The sequence below is a fragment of the Gallibacterium genomosp. 2 genome, from assembly GCF_000771895.1.
In the GTDB taxonomy this organism is placed as follows: Bacteria; Pseudomonadota; Gammaproteobacteria; order Enterobacterales; family Pasteurellaceae; genus Gallibacterium.
Map to the genome: position 1 here is coordinate 1 of NZ_JPXY01000031.1, position 19,214 is coordinate 19,214.

General features: G+C 38.1%; 13 protein-coding genes, 3 tRNA genes and 1 pseudogene. 9 read left to right on the forward strand and 8 right to left on the reverse strand.

Going from position 1 to position 19,214, the window contains the following annotated elements; all coding sequences use genetic code 11:
• Window positions 1–10: 10 nt before the first annotated feature.
• The 4 genes from P375_RS06825 to wecA form a co-directional block, all read right to left on the reverse strand.
• A tRNA-Pro gene (locus P375_RS06825) sits at window positions 11–87 on the reverse strand.
• Between the two features lie 11 nt (window positions 88–98).
• Window positions 99–174 (reverse strand) — tRNA-His (locus P375_RS06830).
• Window positions 175–214: 40 nt separating this feature from the next.
• Window positions 215–291, reverse strand: a tRNA-Arg gene (locus tag P375_RS06835).
• 290 nt (window positions 292–581) lie between these two features.
• On the reverse strand, window positions 582–1,661 hold the full coding sequence (wecA, locus tag P375_RS06840; protein ID WP_039135719.1) for a UDP-N-acetylglucosamine--undecaprenyl-phosphate N-acetylglucosaminephosphotransferase: 1,080 nt from the start codon (window positions 1,659–1,661) through the stop codon (window positions 582–584).
• 159 nt (window positions 1,662–1,820) lie between these two features.
• On the opposite strand from wecA, the gene hemL reads away from it, so the two are divergent.
• On the forward strand, window positions 1,821–3,107 hold the full coding sequence (hemL, locus tag P375_RS06845) for a glutamate-1-semialdehyde 2,1-aminomutase (protein ID WP_039135720.1): 1,287 nt from the start codon (window positions 1,821–1,823) through the stop codon (window positions 3,105–3,107).
• Between the two features lie 183 nt (window positions 3,108–3,290).
• Window positions 3,291–4,673 (forward strand): Do family serine endopeptidase, encoded by a 1,383-nt coding sequence (locus P375_RS06850; RefSeq protein WP_197494798.1) that lies wholly within the window; start codon window positions 3,291–3,293, stop codon window positions 4,671–4,673.
• A 56-nt stretch (window positions 4,674–4,729) separates the two neighbouring features.
• Here P375_RS06850 and cpdB read toward each other — a convergent pair.
• Window positions 4,730–6,652: pseudogene (cpdB, locus tag P375_RS06855) on the reverse strand (2',3'-cyclic-nucleotide 2'-phosphodiesterase).
• Between the two features lie 142 nt (window positions 6,653–6,794).
• Here cpdB and P375_RS06860 point away from each other — a divergent pair.
• The 3 genes from P375_RS06860 to P375_RS06870 all read left to right on the forward strand — a co-directional run bounded on the left by P375_RS06860 (window position 6,795) and on the right by P375_RS06870 (window position 8,761).
• Window positions 6,795–7,616: a Cof-type HAD-IIB family hydrolase gene (locus P375_RS06860; RefSeq protein WP_039135722.1), complete on the forward strand. Its 822-nt coding sequence runs from the start codon at window positions 6,795–6,797 to the stop codon at window positions 7,614–7,616.
• A 1-nt stretch (window position 7,617) separates the two neighbouring features.
• Window positions 7,618–8,310, forward strand: coding sequence for a Sir2 family NAD-dependent protein deacetylase (locus P375_RS06865; protein ID WP_039135723.1), 693 nt, complete (start codon window positions 7,618–7,620; stop codon window positions 8,308–8,310).
• A 265-nt stretch (window positions 8,311–8,575) separates the two neighbouring features.
• Complete coding sequence (locus P375_RS06870; protein ID WP_039135724.1) at window positions 8,576–8,761, forward strand: hypothetical protein; 186 nt, start codon at window positions 8,576–8,578, stop codon at window positions 8,759–8,761.
• An 81-nt stretch (window positions 8,762–8,842) separates the two neighbouring features.
• Here the strand turns inward: P375_RS06870 and P375_RS06875 are convergent, their stop codons facing one another.
• Window positions 8,843–11,113: an NADP-dependent malic enzyme gene (locus P375_RS06875; RefSeq protein ID WP_039135725.1), complete on the reverse strand. Its 2,271-nt coding sequence runs from the start codon at window positions 11,111–11,113 to the stop codon at window positions 8,843–8,845.
• Window positions 11,114–11,576: 463 nt separating this feature from the next.
• On the opposite strand from P375_RS06875, the gene rsuA reads away from it, so the two are divergent.
• Genes rsuA through treR form a run of 3 tightly spaced genes read left to right on the forward strand, consistent with a single transcriptional unit; the run spans window position 11,577 to window position 14,453 of the window.
• Entirely contained in the window at window positions 11,577–12,281 is a 705-nt protein-coding gene (gene rsuA / locus P375_RS06880) for a 16S rRNA pseudouridine(516) synthase RsuA (RefSeq protein ID WP_039135726.1), read from the forward strand.
• 28 nt (window positions 12,282–12,309) lie between these two features.
• The gene (locus P375_RS06885; protein WP_039135727.1) at window positions 12,310–13,506 is read left to right on the forward strand and encodes a Bcr/CflA family multidrug efflux MFS transporter; all 1,197 of its coding nucleotides are present in this window, start codon (window positions 12,310–12,312) and stop codon (window positions 13,504–13,506) included.
• A complete protein-coding gene (gene treR, locus P375_RS06890; protein ID WP_039135728.1) occupies window positions 13,503–14,453 on the forward strand; it encodes a trehalose operon repressor TreR in 951 nt (316 codons plus the stop codon). Before P375_RS06885 ends, treR begins: the two co-directional genes overlap by 4 nt.
• 328 nt (window positions 14,454–14,781) lie before the next feature.
• Here treR and P375_RS06895 read toward each other — a convergent pair whose 3' ends face one another.
• On the reverse strand, window positions 14,782–15,795 hold the full coding sequence (locus tag P375_RS06895; RefSeq protein ID WP_039135729.1) for a YeiH family protein: 1,014 nt from the start codon (window positions 15,793–15,795) through the stop codon (window positions 14,782–14,784).
• Between the two features lie 171 nt (window positions 15,796–15,966).
• Here P375_RS06895 and uvrB point away from each other — a divergent pair, with 171 nt between their 5' ends.
• Complete coding sequence (uvrB, locus tag P375_RS06900; protein WP_156962335.1) at window positions 15,967–18,006, forward strand: excinuclease ABC subunit UvrB; 2,040 nt, start codon at window positions 15,967–15,969, stop codon at window positions 18,004–18,006.
• A gap of 56 nt (window positions 18,007–18,062) precedes the next feature.
• Here the strand turns inward: uvrB and dnaJ are convergent, their stop codons facing one another.
• Window positions 18,063–19,184, reverse strand: a complete 1,122-nt coding sequence (dnaJ, locus tag P375_RS06905) for a molecular chaperone DnaJ (RefSeq protein ID WP_039135731.1) — start codon at window positions 19,182–19,184, stop codon at window positions 18,063–18,065.
• Window positions 19,185–19,214 lie beyond the last annotated feature (30 nt).

A 19,214-nucleotide genomic window follows, 5' to 3' on the forward strand; every position in this document is an offset into this window, starting at 1 on the left:
AACAAAAAAATGGTCGGCGAGATAGGATTTGAACCTACGACCCACTGGTCCCAAACCAGTTGCGCTACCAAACTGCGCTACTCGCCGATTTATATTAATGGGGTGGCTAATGAGACTCGAACTCACGACAACCGGAATCACAATCCGGGGCTCTACCAACTGAGCTATAGCCACCATAGATTTTAGATATTGCGCTTACCTAATCCAACCGAGCTGGCGCGCTCGACAGGATTCGAACCTGAGACCTTTGGCTCCGGAGGCCAACGCTCTATCCAACTGAGCTACGAGCGCTCATCGCGTCGTTGCGGGGCGTATATTAATGACTTTCAGATAGCCTGTCTAGCTTTTTTTTTAATTTTTTTTTGTTTGATGATATTTTACTCTTTATTGATATTTTTTAGTCATTTCCTTAATAATAAATGCTCAGAACATTCTTATTTTTATCATTTTAATGAATTAAATCGAACATAACGGCACAAACAGAAAAGAAAGTTTTCTATTTTTCTAGATGAATAAGGGAAATATTAGATAAGAAAAAGGTGATATTTTCTGTTTTTCATACTCACATCACCTTAGCTCTTCTATTTTTTACTTACTAAACCTTTCGCTTTTCTCCATCTACGCTGTATTCTTCTGATAAAACGTGTAACTCGCCAAGCTCGAGTAATTGAATAGCCGTATAAAAATATTAATACAATAAATCCGAAAAACATTAGCCATTCATTAATATAATAAATTTCCCCTAAAATACCAAATCCTGCACACACTGCCGCCATCAATGTAATAACGGCAAATGCTTGTCGAGAAGTTAAACCCGCTCTTACCATTAAATGGTGTACATGCAAACGATCAGGACGGAAAGGGCTTTTCTTTTTCTTTAATCTTCTGATGACCACACAGATCATATCAATCAGAGGAATTGCAATCAGCCAAAGTGCAGTAATTGGTTTAATTGGATGTCCATGTCCTTGTGTACTCAATAACAAAATCCAAATCATAGTAAAACCGATTAGAGTACTTCCCGAGTCTCCCATAAACACTTTATTTTTGATACCAAACACTGACATATTAAATAAAATATAAGGGATTAAGCATAAAATAAGTGCAAAACACCACGCTGCCAAATCCATCTGTCCATCCAATACCAATAAAATACCAATTGCTGCAAATGAAACACTGGATAAGCCACCAAGCAGACCATCTATGCCATCAATCATATTAAAGGCATTCACAATGGCAATAGTTGCAAACACGGTAATTACAACCCCAGCAGTTCCTAACGTGATCTGAAACGGGCCGATAATTTCTCCAAGGTTATTTAACGACAGATCTCCGATATAGATCATCGACAAAGCTAATATTGCTTGCACAATAGCTCGCAAAAAAGGACTTAAATCAAAACGATCATCAAGTACGCCAACAATTAATAACACAGTGACACAACTCAAATAGAGATAAGGCAAACGCATTTCGTTCCATTCGAGGAGATAGTAGCAAGTGTTACTGATGAATAAGGCTATTCCTCCGATAAGAGGAATTAATCCTTGATGACGTTTTCGATAATTCGGTTTATCCACTAACCCAATTTTCACTGCTAATGGACGCATAATAATTAATGCTAGAAATGAGCTTAAGAACGTTAACACAAAACTCAGCCACATATTTTAAAGACCCCTTAACATACGAGTTGTAATGCTGAATGATGGTTGAAAATGGTTGATGAGAATAGCATAAAGTCACTTTTTAATACATTTGTTTTTTTCATTATCTTTTGATTTCAAGTACAATATTGCTCACATTTAACTACAATGAGAAAAACAATGACATCTTCAGTAACTTTATTTGAAAAAGCACAACAATTTATTCCTGGTGGAGTCAATTCGCCTGTTCGTGCATTCAATGGTGTATCAGGTACACCTGTCTTTATCCAACGCGCTCAAGGCGCTTATCTTTATGATAGTGAAGGTAAACAGTATATTGATTATGTTGGTTCTTGGGGACCAATGGTTTTGGGGCATAATCATCCTTCAATCCTTAATGCAGTCATTGAAACAGCTAAAAACGGTTTAAGTTTCGGTGCGCCAACCGAATTAGAAATTGAATTGGCTGAATTAGTGTGCCGCTTAGTACCCTCACTCGAAATGGTTCGTATGGTAAACTCTGGTACTGAAGCAACAATGTCCGCTATTCGCCTAGCCAGAGGCTACACTAAACGGGATAAAATTATCAAATTTGAAGGATGCTATCACGGACACGCAGATTCTTTATTAGTTAAAGCTGGTTCTGGTGCGTTAACCCTAGGTCAACCAAGCTCGCCGGGTGTACCCTCTGATTTTGCGAAACATACTTTAACTTGCACATATAATGATCTTAGCTCCGTCGAGGAAATGTTTAAACAATATCCAAATGAAATCGCCTGTATTATTGTTGAGCCAGTAGCTGGAAATATGAATTGTGTTCCTCCGAAACCAGGTTTTTTGCAAGGATTACGCCAACTTTGCGATCAATACGGCGCATTATTAATTATTGATGAAGTAATGACAGGATTCCGAGTTTCGCTTGCCGGCGCACAATCTTACTATGATGTAAAACCTGATTTAACAACACTTGGTAAGATCATCGGTGGAGGAATGCCGGTGGGTGCATTCGGTGGTAAAAAAGAAATTATGCAGTATATCGCTCCAACCGGACCTGTTTACCAAGCTGGCACATTATCAGGGAATCCAATCGCGATGGCAGCAGGTATTGCCTGTTTAACAGAATTAGCAAAACCAGAAAATGAGAAATTGCTTGCAGAAAAAACAAAAACATTAGCCGAAGGTTTAAGAACACTCGCCAAAAAACATCAAATTCCTTTCGTTGTCAATTATATTGGTGGAATGTTTGGGCTATTTTTTACTGATCGCGGCAAAGTGGAATGCTATCAAGAAGTAATGAAATGTGATGTGGAACGTTTCAAAAAGTTCTTCCATTCAATGTTGGAACAAGGTGTTTATTTGGCACCATCTGCTTTTGAAGCCGGATTTATGTCGCTTGCACACAGCTCACAAGATATTCAAACAACGCTAGCTGCTGCAGATAAAGCATTCACCGCATTAAAGGCTTAATGCACTTTTCTTCACGGCATAATGGTCAACTATTATGCCGTTTCTTTACCTCTAAACAGTTATTTTATTTATTTTTGATTAATTTTCCGGCTTTTGGGGAACATTTCCTTTTAATGATTGTCTTAATGGCGCGAATAACAATTCGTATAAAGTTATTTTTTAAGGAGATATTTTTAAATGAAAATTAATAAGAAAAAATTCGTTTTAACCAGTATTGCATTAGGATTAAGCATCTTCTGTGCTTCATTGCCAACACAGGCTAATATTCCAACTTCTGTGTTAGAAAATACCTCAACACCAAGTTTAGCTCCGGTATTGGAGCAGGTTCTTCCGGCTGTTGTCACTATTTCGGTGGAAGGAACAGCTGGAAACAGTCCAAGTAATAATCTCTTACCTGAATTGCCACCAGAATTTCAATTTTTCTTTGGAGATCAATTCAAGAATCGCTCACCTCGTCAATTTAAAGGGCTTGGATCAGGTGTGATTATTAATGCCGATAAAGGCTATGTTTTGACTAACAATCACGTTGTTGATGGTGCTGATAAAATTACTGTTACGCTCAGCGACGGTAGAGAATATAAAGCAAAATTACTTGGTAATGACTCTATGTCAGATGTAGCTTTAATTCAATTAGAAAATGCCAAAGATCTCACACAAATAAAAATGGCTGATTCAGATAAAGCAAAAGTCGGCGACTTTGTAATTGCCGTTGGTAATCCTTTCGGTTTAGGTCAAACCGTCACTTCAGGTATTATTTCTGCTTTAGGGCGTGCAGCCGATGATGATACCAACAGCTATCAGAATTACATTCAAACCGATGCGGCTGTCAATCGTGGTAATTCCGGCGGACCATTACTTAACTTAAAAGGTGAACTAGTTGGTATTAATACTGCTATTATCGCCCCAAGTGGTGGTAATGTTGGTATTGCATTTGCGATTCCAAGCAATATGGCAAACAGTTTGGCTCAACAGATTATCGAATTCGGTCAAGTCAAACGCGGTGTTTTAGGCATTAAAGGTGGTGAATTGAATGCAGATCTTGCCAAAGCATTCGATGTTAAAGCACAAAAAGGTGCTTTTATTAGTGAAGTGCTTCCGGATTCTGCTGCTGCAAAAGCTGGATTAAAAGCAGGTGATATTATCACCGGATTAAATGGACAAAATATCAATAGTTTCTCTGAATTACGCGCTAAAATTGCAACGACCGGCGCTGGCAAAGAGATGGAAATTACCTATCTCCGTGATGGTAAATCAAATACTGTCAAAGTGAAATTGCAAGCGGATAACGAATCTTTAGCCAGTGGTAACAGTGTCATTTCTAATTTAGATGGTGCTGACCTAAAGAATTACCACGAGAAAGATCAAAAAGGTGTGGTAATTGCGGAAGTGAAACCTAATTCAAAAGCGGATCAATTAGGATTGAAGAAAGGAGATATTATTATTGGTATAAACCGTCATCAAATTAATAATATTGGAGAATTACGCAAAATTTTAGATGGCAAACCAGCCGCTATTGCTCTCAATATTATTCGTGGCAACAATAATTTCTACCTCTTTATTCGCTAAATTCTCCTTAATCCAAGCTCACCGTTACGGTGAGCTTTTTTATTAAAAATGTCAATTTATGGCTTTAAATCAATCTGATAAAGTGCAAAACCATTTTCATCCTGACCAACATTTTTCATCGGATATTGCGCTTGTTTTTGAATAAATTCCGCTGCTTTTTCTGATGGAGATGTTTCAAATACAATTTCCGCTTTATTATTTGGAATAGATTTTAATCGCCAATTATTGTCTGCTGTTGATTTAACTTCTCCCTGTTCTTTGCTGACACGACGAATATAATCCGCCAAAATTGAACGGTTTTCATCAGAAGATGCGAACGCTGTTTGGCTGCCGTCAGTACCAGGGAATTTATTACCAAACGCACGATAATTATTGGTCGCTAACAAGAATTGCTGTTGCGGATCAATCGGTTTGCCATTAAAAGTAAGATCAGTAATACGATGTGCTTGTGGATTAATCAATTTACAATCGCCATCATAACGAGCCGGTTGGGTTACATCAATTTGATAATTAACACCATCAATTACATCAAAATTATATGTACGGAAACCATCCCAATTTAATAATGGCTGTTTTTCTGCTTTATTCGGATCGATTTGATTAAACTGACCAGCAGAACACTCCAACCATTCACGCACCTGCTCACCATTCACTTTTACGGCTACCAAAGTATTCGGATACAAATAAAGATCCGCCGCATTGCGGAAACTTAACTGTCCTGCTTCCACTTCAGTAAAGTTTGTCGGATCGTTTTTACGTCCACCCACTTTAAACGGTGCTGCAGCAGATAAAACCGGTAATTTTGCTAAATCCGGATCACCCTGTACAAACCGTTTGACATAATCCTGTTGCGCCTGATTAACAATTTGAATTGTCGGATCATCCTGTACTAACGCGAGATAACTGTACATTTTACCATCCGCCTTACCAATCGGTTGGTTCACATAATCACGCGTATTTTTATGATCTGTTGCCAACGCTTTTACAATCGGTTGATACTCTTCAGCCAACGCTTTCTTATTTTTTCCATCATAAATCGGTCTTACTTCCGCTTTTGCTTGTTTCACAACCCATTTACCACTATTGTTACTTAACGTTAAATCAATCACACCAACGTGGCTGCCCCAACGACCCGGCATTACTGCCGGAATGCCATTGATAGTTCCGGTAACAATATCCGCACCCGGAATACCAGCAAATTCTTTACTTGGGAAGACTGCGTGAGAATGACCAAAAGCAATCGCATCAATACTTTCACTTGAGATAAATAATAAACAGAGTTTTCTGCTAACGCTTGATAAGGTTCACTAGAAACACCAGAATGTGCTACTGCAACAATAACATCTGCCCCCTTCTCTTTCATTTCCGGAACAAGAACTTTAGCTGTTTCGGTAATATCCTTGACAATAACTTTACCATCAAGATTCTTTTTATCCCAAGTCATAATTTGCGGCGGTACAAATCCAATATAACCGATTTTAATTTTTTGTTGCTTACCATCCGAATCAGTGAATTGATAATCCTTAATCACATACTGCTTAAAATATGGTTTGCCGGTTTTCGCATCAAATACATTTGCATTAACATAAGGATATTTAGCACCTGATAATGCTTTTTTCAAAAAATCCAAACCATAGTTAAACTCGTGATTTCCAATGTTACCGACATCATATTTCAATAAATTCATTGCTTTAAAAACTGGATGAGTATCACCTTTTTTTTAAGCCTTCTGCCGCAGCATAATCCCCCATCGGACTACCTTGAATAAGATCTCCGTTATCCACCAATACACTATTTTTCACCTGTTGGCGAGCTTTCATCACTAAATCGGCAGCTCTCACCAATCCTAATGCACTGGAAGGCGCATCTTTATAATAATCATAGTCCATCATATTGGCGTGCAAATCTGTGGTTTCAATCACACGTAAATTTAATTCCGCAGCTGTTGCATAAGCACTCATCAATGCGCTGCCAAACATTGCCCAAAAAACGGGTTTCAATGAAAATTTCATCCTTTTCCTCTCTAAAAAAACAAATTAAAAAGCGTGTTGATTTTATGCCAAAGGCAACGCAGAATAAACAAAGTTCAATAATTAAAATGACTTACCACAAGGAAACTGTATGACAAAATATAAATTACTGGCAACAGATATGGATGGCACACTGCTCGATAAACAAAAGAAAATCAGTGAGCGTAACCAACAAGCTATTCAATCCGCAAAAAAAGTGGGCATAAAAATTGTGTTGGCTTCCGGTCGTCCTTTAGAAGGCTTACAACCTTATCTGCAACAACTTAGCTTATTAGATGAAGAAGATTATGTTCTCTGTTTCAATGGAGCTTTAGTGCAACGTAGCGATGGCAAAATTATTACCCGTCAGGAAATGAGCGGAAAAGATTGCAAAATGCTAACCAATTATGCACAAAAATTTGGTGTTTTCTGTCACACCTTTTCTGAATCACGTGGTCTTATCGCACCTCAAGAAAATCAATACAGCCGACATGATGCGGAAATTAATCATATCCCCTTACATATTATTGATTTTTCAAAAATTCCTGATGAAGAACCGGTCATTAAAACGATGTGGGTAGATACACCGGAAAAGTTAGACGCTGCATTAGCCAAACTGCCTGAAAATATTGCCAGACAATATACCATTGTTCGCAGTACGCCATTTTTCTTAGAGTTCCTACCTTTAGCTGCCAATAAAGGAAGTGGCATTGAAAAATTAGCGCAACATCTTGGATTTACTGCCGATGAAATTATTTGTATCGGTGATGCCGGCAATGATTTTCATATGATCGAATATGCAGGTTTAGGGGTAGCAATGGGCAACGCAACCGATGAAATAAAAGCAATTGCCGATTATATTACTGCCGATAATATCAATTCCGGCGTTGCTGAAGTTATTGAAAAATTTATTTTAAATCAAGAAGGTAAATAAAATGAAACCAATTTGTGCCGTATTAAGCGGTGCCGGGATCAGTGCTGAAAGTGGGTTGCCAACTTTCCGAGCTGAAGACGGTTTATGGGCTGGTCACCGCGTAGAAGAGGTTTGTACTCCCGAAGCGCTGGAACGAAACCCACAAAAAGTACTCGACTTTTACAACGAACGCCGCCGCAATGCAGCGGCAGCACAACCCAATGCTGCACATCTCGCCTTGGTGGAATTAGAGCAGAAGTATGATGTCAGAATTATTACGCAAAACGTTGACGATCTGCACGAACGCGCCGGCAGCAAAAATGTGCTTCATCTACACGGTGAATTAAATAAAGCACAAAGTAGTTTTGATCCGGACTACATTGTTCCGTGTTATAAGGATCAGTTAATTACCGACAAAGATCCTAATGGTCACTTAATGCGTCCATTCATCGTCTTTTTTGGCGAAAGTGTCCCAATGTTGGAACCGGCAATAGATATCGTCGCCAATGCAGATATTCTGTTGGTGATCGGCACCTCATTGCAAGTTTATCCCGCCAATGGCTTAGTGCACGAAGCGAAACGAAGTGCAAAGATCTATCTTATCGACCCAAATCCAAACATCGGCTTTCTCCAACGTCCAGTAAATATCATTACCCAAAAAGCAACCGAAGGTGTCGCTCAGGTTGTAAGAGAATTGTTAATGACTAAATTATAATCCATTTTCTGTAAACAAATCCGCTGATTGTCTACAACACTGAATGAGTGAGTCCAATAATAAATCCGGCTGGACTTGCTCATTTTAATAATTGAGATAGTGAGGTGAAAATCAGTACTATTTCAAAAATAGATAGTTATGTTGCAATCAATCTACTGCTGTACAAATGCAAAATTCCAAAATCAATACAGCATTTCATTAAAAATAGAAGTACAAATCTAACTAGTAGCAGGATCAGTTAATGCAAACGCCACTGATACTATAAATGGAACTCAACTACACGCTACTGACATATGTATGGCAGAAAACAGCAATCACATTCAGAATATCCAATAATAAATTTGATAATGTAGATAAAGGTTCTCATCGTTATATCGCAGTTGCAAGAGCAATAGAAATATATCTTAGGAAAAAAGATATAATGGTTGGTGCTGCCTACGGCTTTGAATAGTAATTATTTCTTTAATTAGGGAAAGTTCACAAAAAGCGGAACTCTTTAGAAATTCCACTTTTTGTTATTTAACTGATGCGTTTATTTCTTCTGCGCTTGGACTGCTGCAACTGCCACCATATTGATAATACGGCGTACTGAAGACACCGGAGTAAGGATATGAGCAGATTTCTTCAATCCCATCAACATTGGCCCAACAGTGATTGCAGTAGTAGTAGCACGAAGCAGATTATAACTAATACGTGCTGATTCCATACTTGGCATAATTAACAAGTTGGCTGCACCTTTTAGAGGGCTGTCCGGCATAATATCTTTGCGAAGCTGCTCTGATAAAGCAATATCGCCGTGCATTTCACCATCAATAATAATATCCGGGCGGCGTTGTTGAACCAATTCAAGCACTTTACGCATTTTAATAGCATTCGGGCTACTAGATGAACCGTAATTTGAATTAGATAATAGCGCCACTTGTGGTTCAATACCGAAAGATTTCACTTCTTCCGCCGCCATAATAGTGATTTCTGCCAATTCTTCCGCAGTAGGATTTTCGTTTACAAAAGTATCTGCAATAAACACGTTACCTGTCGGCAATACTAAACTGCTTACCGCTCCAAGGGTATGCACGCCATCCGCCACGCCAAGCACATCACGTAACGTATGAAGATGTTCACGATAAGAGCCAACTAGCCCACAAATCATCGCATCTGCTTCACCAAGTTGCAATAAGGTTGCTGCAATCGCAGTACGGTCAGAAATCAAACGTTGACGAGCCAAGGCAGGTGTAACGCCTTTGCGTTTCATAATGTCATAATAGGTTTGCCAACCTTGTGTATAGCGGTGATCCTGATCATTATTGACAATATCAAAGTCTCTACCGGCAACAATTTTCAAGCCTAAACGCTTAATTCTTTGCTCAATCACCGCCGGTCTACCAATTAGGATTGGATAAGCAATTTCTGAACTACTTATTTCTTGCACAGCATGCAACACTCTAGGCTCTTCACCATCAGCTAAAATAACACGTTTTTTATTGTTTTTAGCCTGAGCAAATACCGGCTTCATAAATAAATTGGTTTTGTAAACAAATTGAGTAAGCTCATCAACATAAGCATCAAAATCAGTAATCGGTTTTTGTGCTACGCCACTATCCATTGCTGCTTTTGCAACAGCCGGAGCTATCTTAACAATCAAACGTGGATCGAATGGTTTTGGGATTAAGTATTCAGGCCCGAATGAGACTTCATTTTCTGCATAAGCAGAAGAAACAACATCACTCTGTTCCGCCAATGCTAAGTCTGCAATTGCTCGAACCGCTGCCAACTTCATCTCTTCATTGATGGTGGTGGCGTGTACATCTAATGCGCCACGGAAAATAAATGGAAAACAGAGAACATTATTCACTTGATTAGGAAAATCAGAACGACCGGTACAGATAATCGCATCTGCACGAGCTGCTTTAGCAACTGGTGGAAGAATTTCCGGAACAGGATTTGCTAAAGCTAAAATCAATGGATTAGGCGCCATAGTTTTCAACATTTCCGGAGTCAATACACCCGCTTTTGAACAGCCTAAGAAAATATCCGCATTTGGCAACGCATCCGCCAATGTGCGCGCACCGTTATCTTCAACTGCATAAGCCTGTTTGGTTTCATCCATATGGTCTCCACGACCTTTATAAACTACACCTTTTGAATCGCAAATTGTAATATTTTTTCTCTCAATGCCTAAAGCAACCATTAAATTTAAACAAGCAATTGCCGATGCTCCAGCACCAGAAGCCACTACTTTTACCTGTTTAATATCTTTATTCACTACACGTAGCCCATTAAGCACAGCAGCTGCACAAATAATAGCTGTACCGTGCTGATCATCGTGGAAGACCGGAATTTTCATTCTTTCGCGTAATTTCTTTTCAATATAGAAACATTCCGGTGCTTTAATATCTTCAAGATTAATACCGCCAAAAGTAGGTTCTAATGCTGCAATAATGTCAATTAATTTATCTGGATCAGTTTCATTAACCTCAATATCAAACACATCAATACCAGCAAATTTTTTGAAGAGTACGCCTTTACCCTCCATTACCGGTTTACCTGCCAACGCTCCGATATTACCTAATCCTAATACTGCAGTTCCGTTGGAAATCACTGCAACTAGGTTACCCCTTGCGGTATATTTATACGCATTTGCCGGATCTTTCTCAATTTCTAAACAAGGCTCAGCAACACCAGGCGAATAAGCTAATGCAAGATCTTGCTGCGTCGCTAATGATTTAGTTGGTGTCACTTCTATTTTTCCCGGAATTGGAAATTGGTGAAAGTCTAATGCCGCTTGGCGTAGTTTTTCGTCCATAATCTATCCTTATTAATATGTTATTTTTCGCAAGAGATTTACCACTTTACTTACTGCGAATGGCAATTTGAAGTTGAGAGGCAATCCACTGTGCTGTCATAATGACAGGCTTTAATAGAACATCAAAGTCTATCGCTATACCTTTATCTATTTTGTTGATTGTTGACCGCCTTTGGAGATTACAGCGGAGATTGGATTATTATTGGTTACCCTAAAAATAGAACTCACTCACTAAAAAATCCATTTGTTATTATAAATCTATTTCTTAAGAATGCTGTGAGCTATGCCACATTTTTAACAAACAGTGTTAAAATACCGCTTTCTTTGTATGTATAAAATGAGCGATTTTGCTTTTGAAATCCATTACAACCTAAATAAGATCACAAAGTCATATTTAAAACAAACTTTTCTAACTCATTTTATTCCTATTAAAGGGGTAATACCAATCAATAAGGTTAATTAAATGAAACAACGTTTAGATAAATTTCTCTCTGAATACACAGGATTATCCCGTTCACAGGCGACAAAAGCATTACGCCAAAATTTAGTTAAAGTAAATCAACAGGTTATTAAAGACGGTGCATTAAAAATTTCACCAGAAGATCAAGTAGAATTTGATGGAACCTTACTAGAGTGGACAATTGGTAATCAATACTTTTTATTGTTTAAACCTGAAGGTTATATTTGCTCTCACGATGATGGTGAATACCCTACTGTTTATCAATTTTTTGATTATCCTCTTTCAACTCGACTACACACTGCCGGACGTCTAGATGTTGATACCACAGGATTAGTACTACTCACAGATGATGGACAGTGGTCTCATCGTATTACATCTCCTAAATATCATTGTGAAAAAACTTATTTGGTAACATTATCAGACCCTATTGAAAACTTTTATGTTGAACAATGTATGCAAGGCATTCTTTTAAAAGGAGAAAAACAACCAACTAAACCGGCACAAATTGAAATAATTGATGATTACAATTTGAATTTAACTATTATTGAAGGTAAATACCACCAAGTAAAACGAATGTTCGCTGCTCTTGGAAATAAAGTAATCAAATTACATCGTTGGAAAATTGGTCAAATCATCTTGGATTCGCACTTAGAAGAAGGTCAATATCGTGCATTGACTGATGCGGAGGTTCAATTTTTCTTAAAATAAAAAACAAGATAAATAAAAGGAGGTTTATGTGAGAAATAAAAAAGTAAAAATTAATTTTGCATTTGTTTTAATTTTGGGGCTATTATCAATGATGCCTCCGCTGGGGATTGATATGTATCTTCCAGCATTTCTTAATATTTCACGCGACTTAAATGTTCCCTCCAGTCAAGTACAATATACATTAACTATGTTTACCTTAGGAATGGGAATTGGACAGTTAATTTGGGGACCGATCGCAGATAGCATCGGACGTAAGCCAGTTATTTTATTTGGTTTAAGTATTACTACCATTGCTGCATTCGGGCTCACACAAATTAATAATATTCATCATTTTATTGGTTTACGCTTAATACAAGGATTTTTTGGTGCTGCACCGGTTGTTGTACTGGGAGCATTACTACGAGATCTATTCAGTAAAAATGATTTTTCCAAAATGATGTCATTAATCACTTTAGTATTAATGATAGCCCCGTTACTTGCGCCAATTCTAGGTGGTTATTTAGTGCAATATTTCCATTGGCACTCCATTTTCTATCTTTTAGTGATTGTAGGCATCATCAGTGGTTTACTGTTTTGGTGGAGAATTCCAGAAACATTGCAAGTAGAAAAACGACAACATTTCTCTTTACGCAATATCCTACGCCAATTCTGGAGTGTATTAAGACACAAAGAAGTACTAGGTTATTTGATCGTTTCCACTTTCTCATTCGGCGGTTTATTTGCCTTTTTAACATCAGGTTCTCTTGTCTATATCGATATTTATGGCGTAAAAGTCGAAAATTTCGGTTATTTCTTTATGCTAAATATTGCAATTATGGCTTGTTTCACTGTTCTTAACGGTAAAATTGTTAGCAAAGTGGGCGCAGAAAAAATGTTACAATTCGGTTTAGCAATGCAAGCTGCTGCCGGTTTGTGGTTATTTATTGTGGCAATTTTTGATCTCGGTTTTTGGTCTATGGCACTTGGTATTGCTTGGTTTATTGGAATGAACTCAACCATTGGAGCTAATGCAGCAGCTTTAATTTTAGAGCATTTCGGGCGTATTGCCGGCACAGCAAATTCTGTACTAGGCACACTCCGTTTCGGAGGTGGTGCAATAATCGGTTCTGTATTGGCTCTAGTTCCTGTAACCAGTGCCACTCCGATGTTGGCAACAATGATCGTATGTATTACTATTGCAGTTCTCGGTTATTGGCTATTAACCTATCGAAACTTACAGAAATGACAAGACTCACTATCAAAGATATTGCACGTTTGAGCGGTGTAGGAAAATCCACCGTTTCACGTGTATTGAATCAAGATCCGAAAGTCAGCGATAAAACTCGAGCTAAAGTGGAAAAGATAATTGCTGAACAAGGATTTTTGCCATCCAATTCCGCACGTGCAATGCGAGGACAAGGCAATAGGATTATTGGCATTATTGTTTCTCGCCTGACATCAAGTGCAGAAAATCAAGCTTTATCCGCAATACTACCTCTGCTTTATGCTGCACATTGTGAGCCTATTATTGTTGAGAGTCGTTTTGATGAAAAATTAGTGCTGGATCATTTAACGCTTTTTCGACAAAAAGCAGTTGACGGCGTTATCTTATTCAGCTTTTCCAGTATTGAACAACTCGATCTAAGCAGCTGGCAACAAAATTTGGTGATTATCGCTCGTAATCATCCGGGAATCACCTCCATTTATTATGATGATCACAGTGCAGTGCAACAATTAATGCAGACATTATTACAAAAAAATCATCAGGCTATCGCTTATATTGGTGTTGACGACAATGACACTACCACTGGTTTTCTGCGTCATCACGCTTATTTATCGTTTTGTCATCAACATCAATTTCCAATTCTTGATTTGCAAGGAGATCTAAGTTTTGAAAGCGGTTATCAACTTGCACAACAAATCGATTTTCACAAATATAGCGCCTTAGTCTGTGCCACTAATAACCTTGCATTAGGTGCAATCAAATATTTACAACAACAACAGCTAACACATATTTATGTTGCCAGTGTCGGCAATAATCCACTCTTGAGCTTTCTATTTCCACAAACTTTAATGATCGATTTAGGTTTTCAACAAGCAGGTGAAAAAGCAGTTTCTCAGCTTCTTTATTTGTTAGATGGCGGTAAAGAGATAAAATCCTTCTGCTTACCCTGTCGTTTACTTGAAAATTAACCTGTTCTTTCAACTTTATCGGAATCATTTTCTATCCACACAACCTGTGGATAACTTTGTGGAATACTTTTAGAAAAAAACGCTTAACCCTTAGTTTATAAGGAGTTTTATTAACTGAAACAAATTTGATTGCAAAATAACATTTATTTATAAATCAATAAGTTAATAAAAATCCAGAAAAGATTATATTTTTTAGAAAAAAAATAAAACAAAAAAAACTTGACAAAAATAAGTCTGTGCAAAACTTATTATTTTTTAGTTATATTCCTGAAAAAAAGCTAAAAAGAATGGAGCGTTTCCGCTCCATTCCTGTTCACTAAAACTTAACTTAATTAAAAATACTTTCACTGACAAGGTTAACTACAAAACCGCCGATACATAACCAGAAAAATATAATTAAACCTAAAATAAGCGGTTTTGCGCCCGCTTTTTTAATCGCATCAATATGTGTTGTTAATCCTAATGCCGACATTGCCATCATCAACAATAAAGTATCCAATTCAACCAACCAATGTGTAATCACTTCGGGAATAATTGGGAATGAATTTAAAACGGCAACTAAAACAAACCAAACCGCAAACCAAGGAATATTAATTTTTCTTGATTCACTTGATACTTGATTACGACTTAATGAAAATGATAATGCTAACAAGAATGGCGCTAACATCATTACACGAATCATTTTGGTAATCACAGCACTATCCGCCACTTGGTTACTGATATTCTGTCCTGCAGCATAAACCTGTGCTACTTCGTGTACGGTCGAACCAATATAAATCCCAAATTGATATTCACTGATATAGTGGCTTAACAACGGATATAACATTGGGTAGGCAAACATTGCCAACGTACCAAAAATCACAACTGTAGCGATAGCTACCGATACTTTATGCGATTGTGCTTTGACCACAGGTTCCGCCGCCATCACCGCAGCAGCCCCACAAATACTGGAGCCAGTCGCACATAAATAAGTGATTTCTTTATCAATTTTTAGCCACTTTCGCCCCAACCAGCAAGTAATAAAGAAAGTAGAAATCAACATAATTGCGTCTGTTACAATGGCATTAATCCCCACTGAACCAATTTGTTGAAATGTGATGCGGAAACCATACAGAATAATACCCGCTCTCAGTAAAATACCTTTAGAAAAATTAACGCCTTCGTGTGATACTTGGGCAATATTAGGGTAAATCGTATTTCCAACAAGCATCCCTATCAAAATGGCAAAAGTTAATGCACTAATACCAATTGAACTACCGATGCCGAAATAATTAAGAGTAAATGCTACTGCGGTCACTGCTCCAGAAAGCAATAAACCAGGAATTAAAGACATAATTTTCATATTATGAATCCAAAAGGAAAATGTAATAAATACACTAAATTAAGAGGGTTATTATTTTAGCAAGCTACTTCCCAAAAGGGATCTACTTTTTTGAAAAAATGTGGTGATTACGTATTAATTCAGCTCAATCGTGATATATGTTAAAATCCGCTCACAACTTTTATTGTTAAATTGATTATGAAAAAGAACAGTAAGCCTTTTATTTTACATTCAGACTTCAAACCTTCCGGCGATCAACCCACAGCCATCGCTAAACTGGTGGAAAATTTAAATGACGGTCTAGCACACCAAACACTGCTTGGTGTAACTGGTTCTGGTAAAACCTTTACTATTGCTAATGTCATTGCACAATTAAATCGTCCAGCAATGATTTTTGCTCCAAATAAAACATTAGCCGCCCAGCTCTATGCTGAAATGAAAGCTTTCTTCCCAGAAAATGCAGTTGAATATTTCGTTTCCTACTATGATTACTATCAACCGGAAGCCTATGTACCTGCAAGCGACACTTTTATTGAAAAAGATGCCTCGATTAATGATCAAATTGAACAAATGCGACTTTCTGCAACAAAATCTTTTTTGGAAAGACGGGATACCATCGTGGTAACCTCTGTTTCTGCTATTTACGGTTTGGGTGATCCAGACTCTTATCTAAAAATGATGTTACATCTACAAACTGGCGCAATTATTGATCAACGAGAAATCCTCTCTCATCTTGCCTCCTTACAATATACCCGCAATGATCACGCCTTTCAGCGCGGTACATTCCGCGTTCACGGTGAAGTGATTGATATATTCCCAGCAGAATCGGATGATGTAGCCTTACGCGTAGAGCTTTTTGATGAAGAGGTCGAACGATTAAGTCTATTCGATCCACTGACCAATCGCTCTTTCGGAGCTGTGCCACGTTATACCGTTTATCCAAAAACACACTATGTTACACCTAGAGAACGCATTTTAGAGGCTATTGAACAAATCAAACAGGAATTGGTTCAACGCAGAGAATATTTCATCAAAGAGAATAAATTGCTTGAAGAACAACGCATTACTCAACGAACACAATTCGATATTGAAATGATGAACGAATTAGGTTACTGCTCCGGAATAGAAAACTACTCACGTTACCTTTCTGGGCGTAAAGAGGGTGAGCCACCACCGACACTGTTCGATTACATTCCGAATGATGGCTTATTAATTATCGATGAATCACACGTTACTGTTCCACAAATCGGTGGTATGTATAGAGGTGATCGCTCAAGAAAAGAAACTTTAGTTGAATACGGTTTTCGTCTGCCTTCAGCATTAGACAACCGCCCATTACGTTTTGAAGAGTTTGAACGCCTCGCCCCACAAACCATCTATGTTTCAGCAACCCCCGGACCTTATGAGCTAGAAAAATCCGGTGATGAAATTATTGATCAGGTTGTTAGACCGACCGGCTTATTAGATCCTGAAATTGAAGTTCGTCCGGTAGGAACTCAAGTTGACGATTTACTTTCTGAAATTCGCTTACGCGTTGAAAAAAATGAACGTGTATTAGTCACTACTTTAACGAAAAAAATGGCGGAAGACTTAACCGATTATCTGGCAGAACACGGCGTATTGGTTCGCTATTTGCATTCAGATATTGATACGGTTGAACGGGTTGAAATTATCCGCGATCTTCGTGCCGGTGAATTTGATGTTTTAGTCGGAATTAACTTGTTACGAGAAGGTTTAGATATGCCGGAAGTTTCTTTGGTTGCGATTTTGGATGCAGATAAAGAAGGCTTTTTACGTTCTGAACGCTCGTTGATTCAGACAATCGGTCGTGCAGCGCGTAACTTAAACGGTAAAGCCATTCTGTATGCCGATCGCATCACGCCATCAATGCAAAAAGCCATTGATGAAACCGAGCGCCGCCGTCAAAAACAGCAGGCTTATAATGAACAACACGGTATCGTGCCGAAAGCACTGAATAAAAAAATCGGTGAAATTTTGGATATTGGTCAAAGTGCCAATCAAAAAGCGAAAAAACAACGTTTACCGAAAGCCGCTGAACCGGCAGCAAGTTATGAAATGCTTGATAATGCTAAAGATCTACAAAAACAGATTAAACACCTTGAACAACAGATGTATAAATTTGCTCAGGATTTAGAATTTGAAAAAGCTGCTCAAACAAGAGATCAACTTCACGCTCTGCGTGATCGTTTTATAACGCTACAAGGCGATTAATTAATAAAAAACCCGTAAGTTTTCCAACCTACGGGTTTCAATTTCTAATAATAAAATTATTTACCTAAATTATCGAAGAAACGTTTTACACCATCTAAAAAGCCTTTTTCCTTGGGGCGATGCTGATTGCGTCCTTCTAAACTCTTCTCAAATTTTTGTAGCAATTCCTTCTGTTCTTTATTTAACTTAACCGGTGTTTCTACAATCACACGACAAATTAAATCACCTTGATAGTGAGAACGTGTCGAAGTGACACCTTTACCACGTAAACGGAATAATTTACCTGTTTGTGTTTCTTCCGGAATTTTTAATTTTACTTTGCCATCTAATGTCGGAACTTCAATTTCACCGCCTAATGCAGCTAAAGTAAAACTGATCGGCACTTCACAATAAAGATTATTACCGTCACGTTGAAAAATATCGTGTTCTTTTACGTGAATTACCACATAAAGATCACCTGCCGGTGCGCCATTCTCACCTGCTGCACCTTCACCGCTTAAGCGAAGCTGACTTCCAGTATCCACTCCTGCCGGCACTTTAACAGAAAGATTTTTATATTTATGCACTCGTCCGTCACCATGACAAGTATCACAAGGTTGTTCAATTATTTTACCTGTACCGTGACAATGAGGGCAGGTCTGTTCCTGCACGAAGAAACCACTTTGACGGCGAATACGACCGGAACCGTGACAATAACTACAGGTTTCCACTTTTGAACCGGCTTTAGCACCAGAACCGTGACAACTATCACAAGTTGCCAAAGTTGCAATTCTAATATCTTTAGTAACACCTTTTACAGCTTCTTCAAGCGTAAGTTCCAAGTCGTAACGTAAATCCTCACCTCTCACGACTCGTTGACGGCTTCTACCACCACCGAACATATCACTGAAAATATCACCAAAAATATCCCCGAAATCCGCACCTCCAAATCCGCCAGCACCAGCACCACCTTGTTCAAAAGCGGCATGTCCATATTGATCATAGGCAGCACGTTTTTCTTTGTCGCCTAATACTTCATAAGCTTCTTGAACTTCTTTAAATTTCGCTTCTGCTTCTTTATCGCCGGGATTACGGTCTGGGTGAAATTTCATTGCCAAGCGTTTATAAGCTTTCTTAATTGCTTTTTCATCATCCGATTTTGAAACGCCTAACACTTCATAATAATCACGCTTTGCCATTCGTTATCCTACTTTTAGTTGATTATTAAC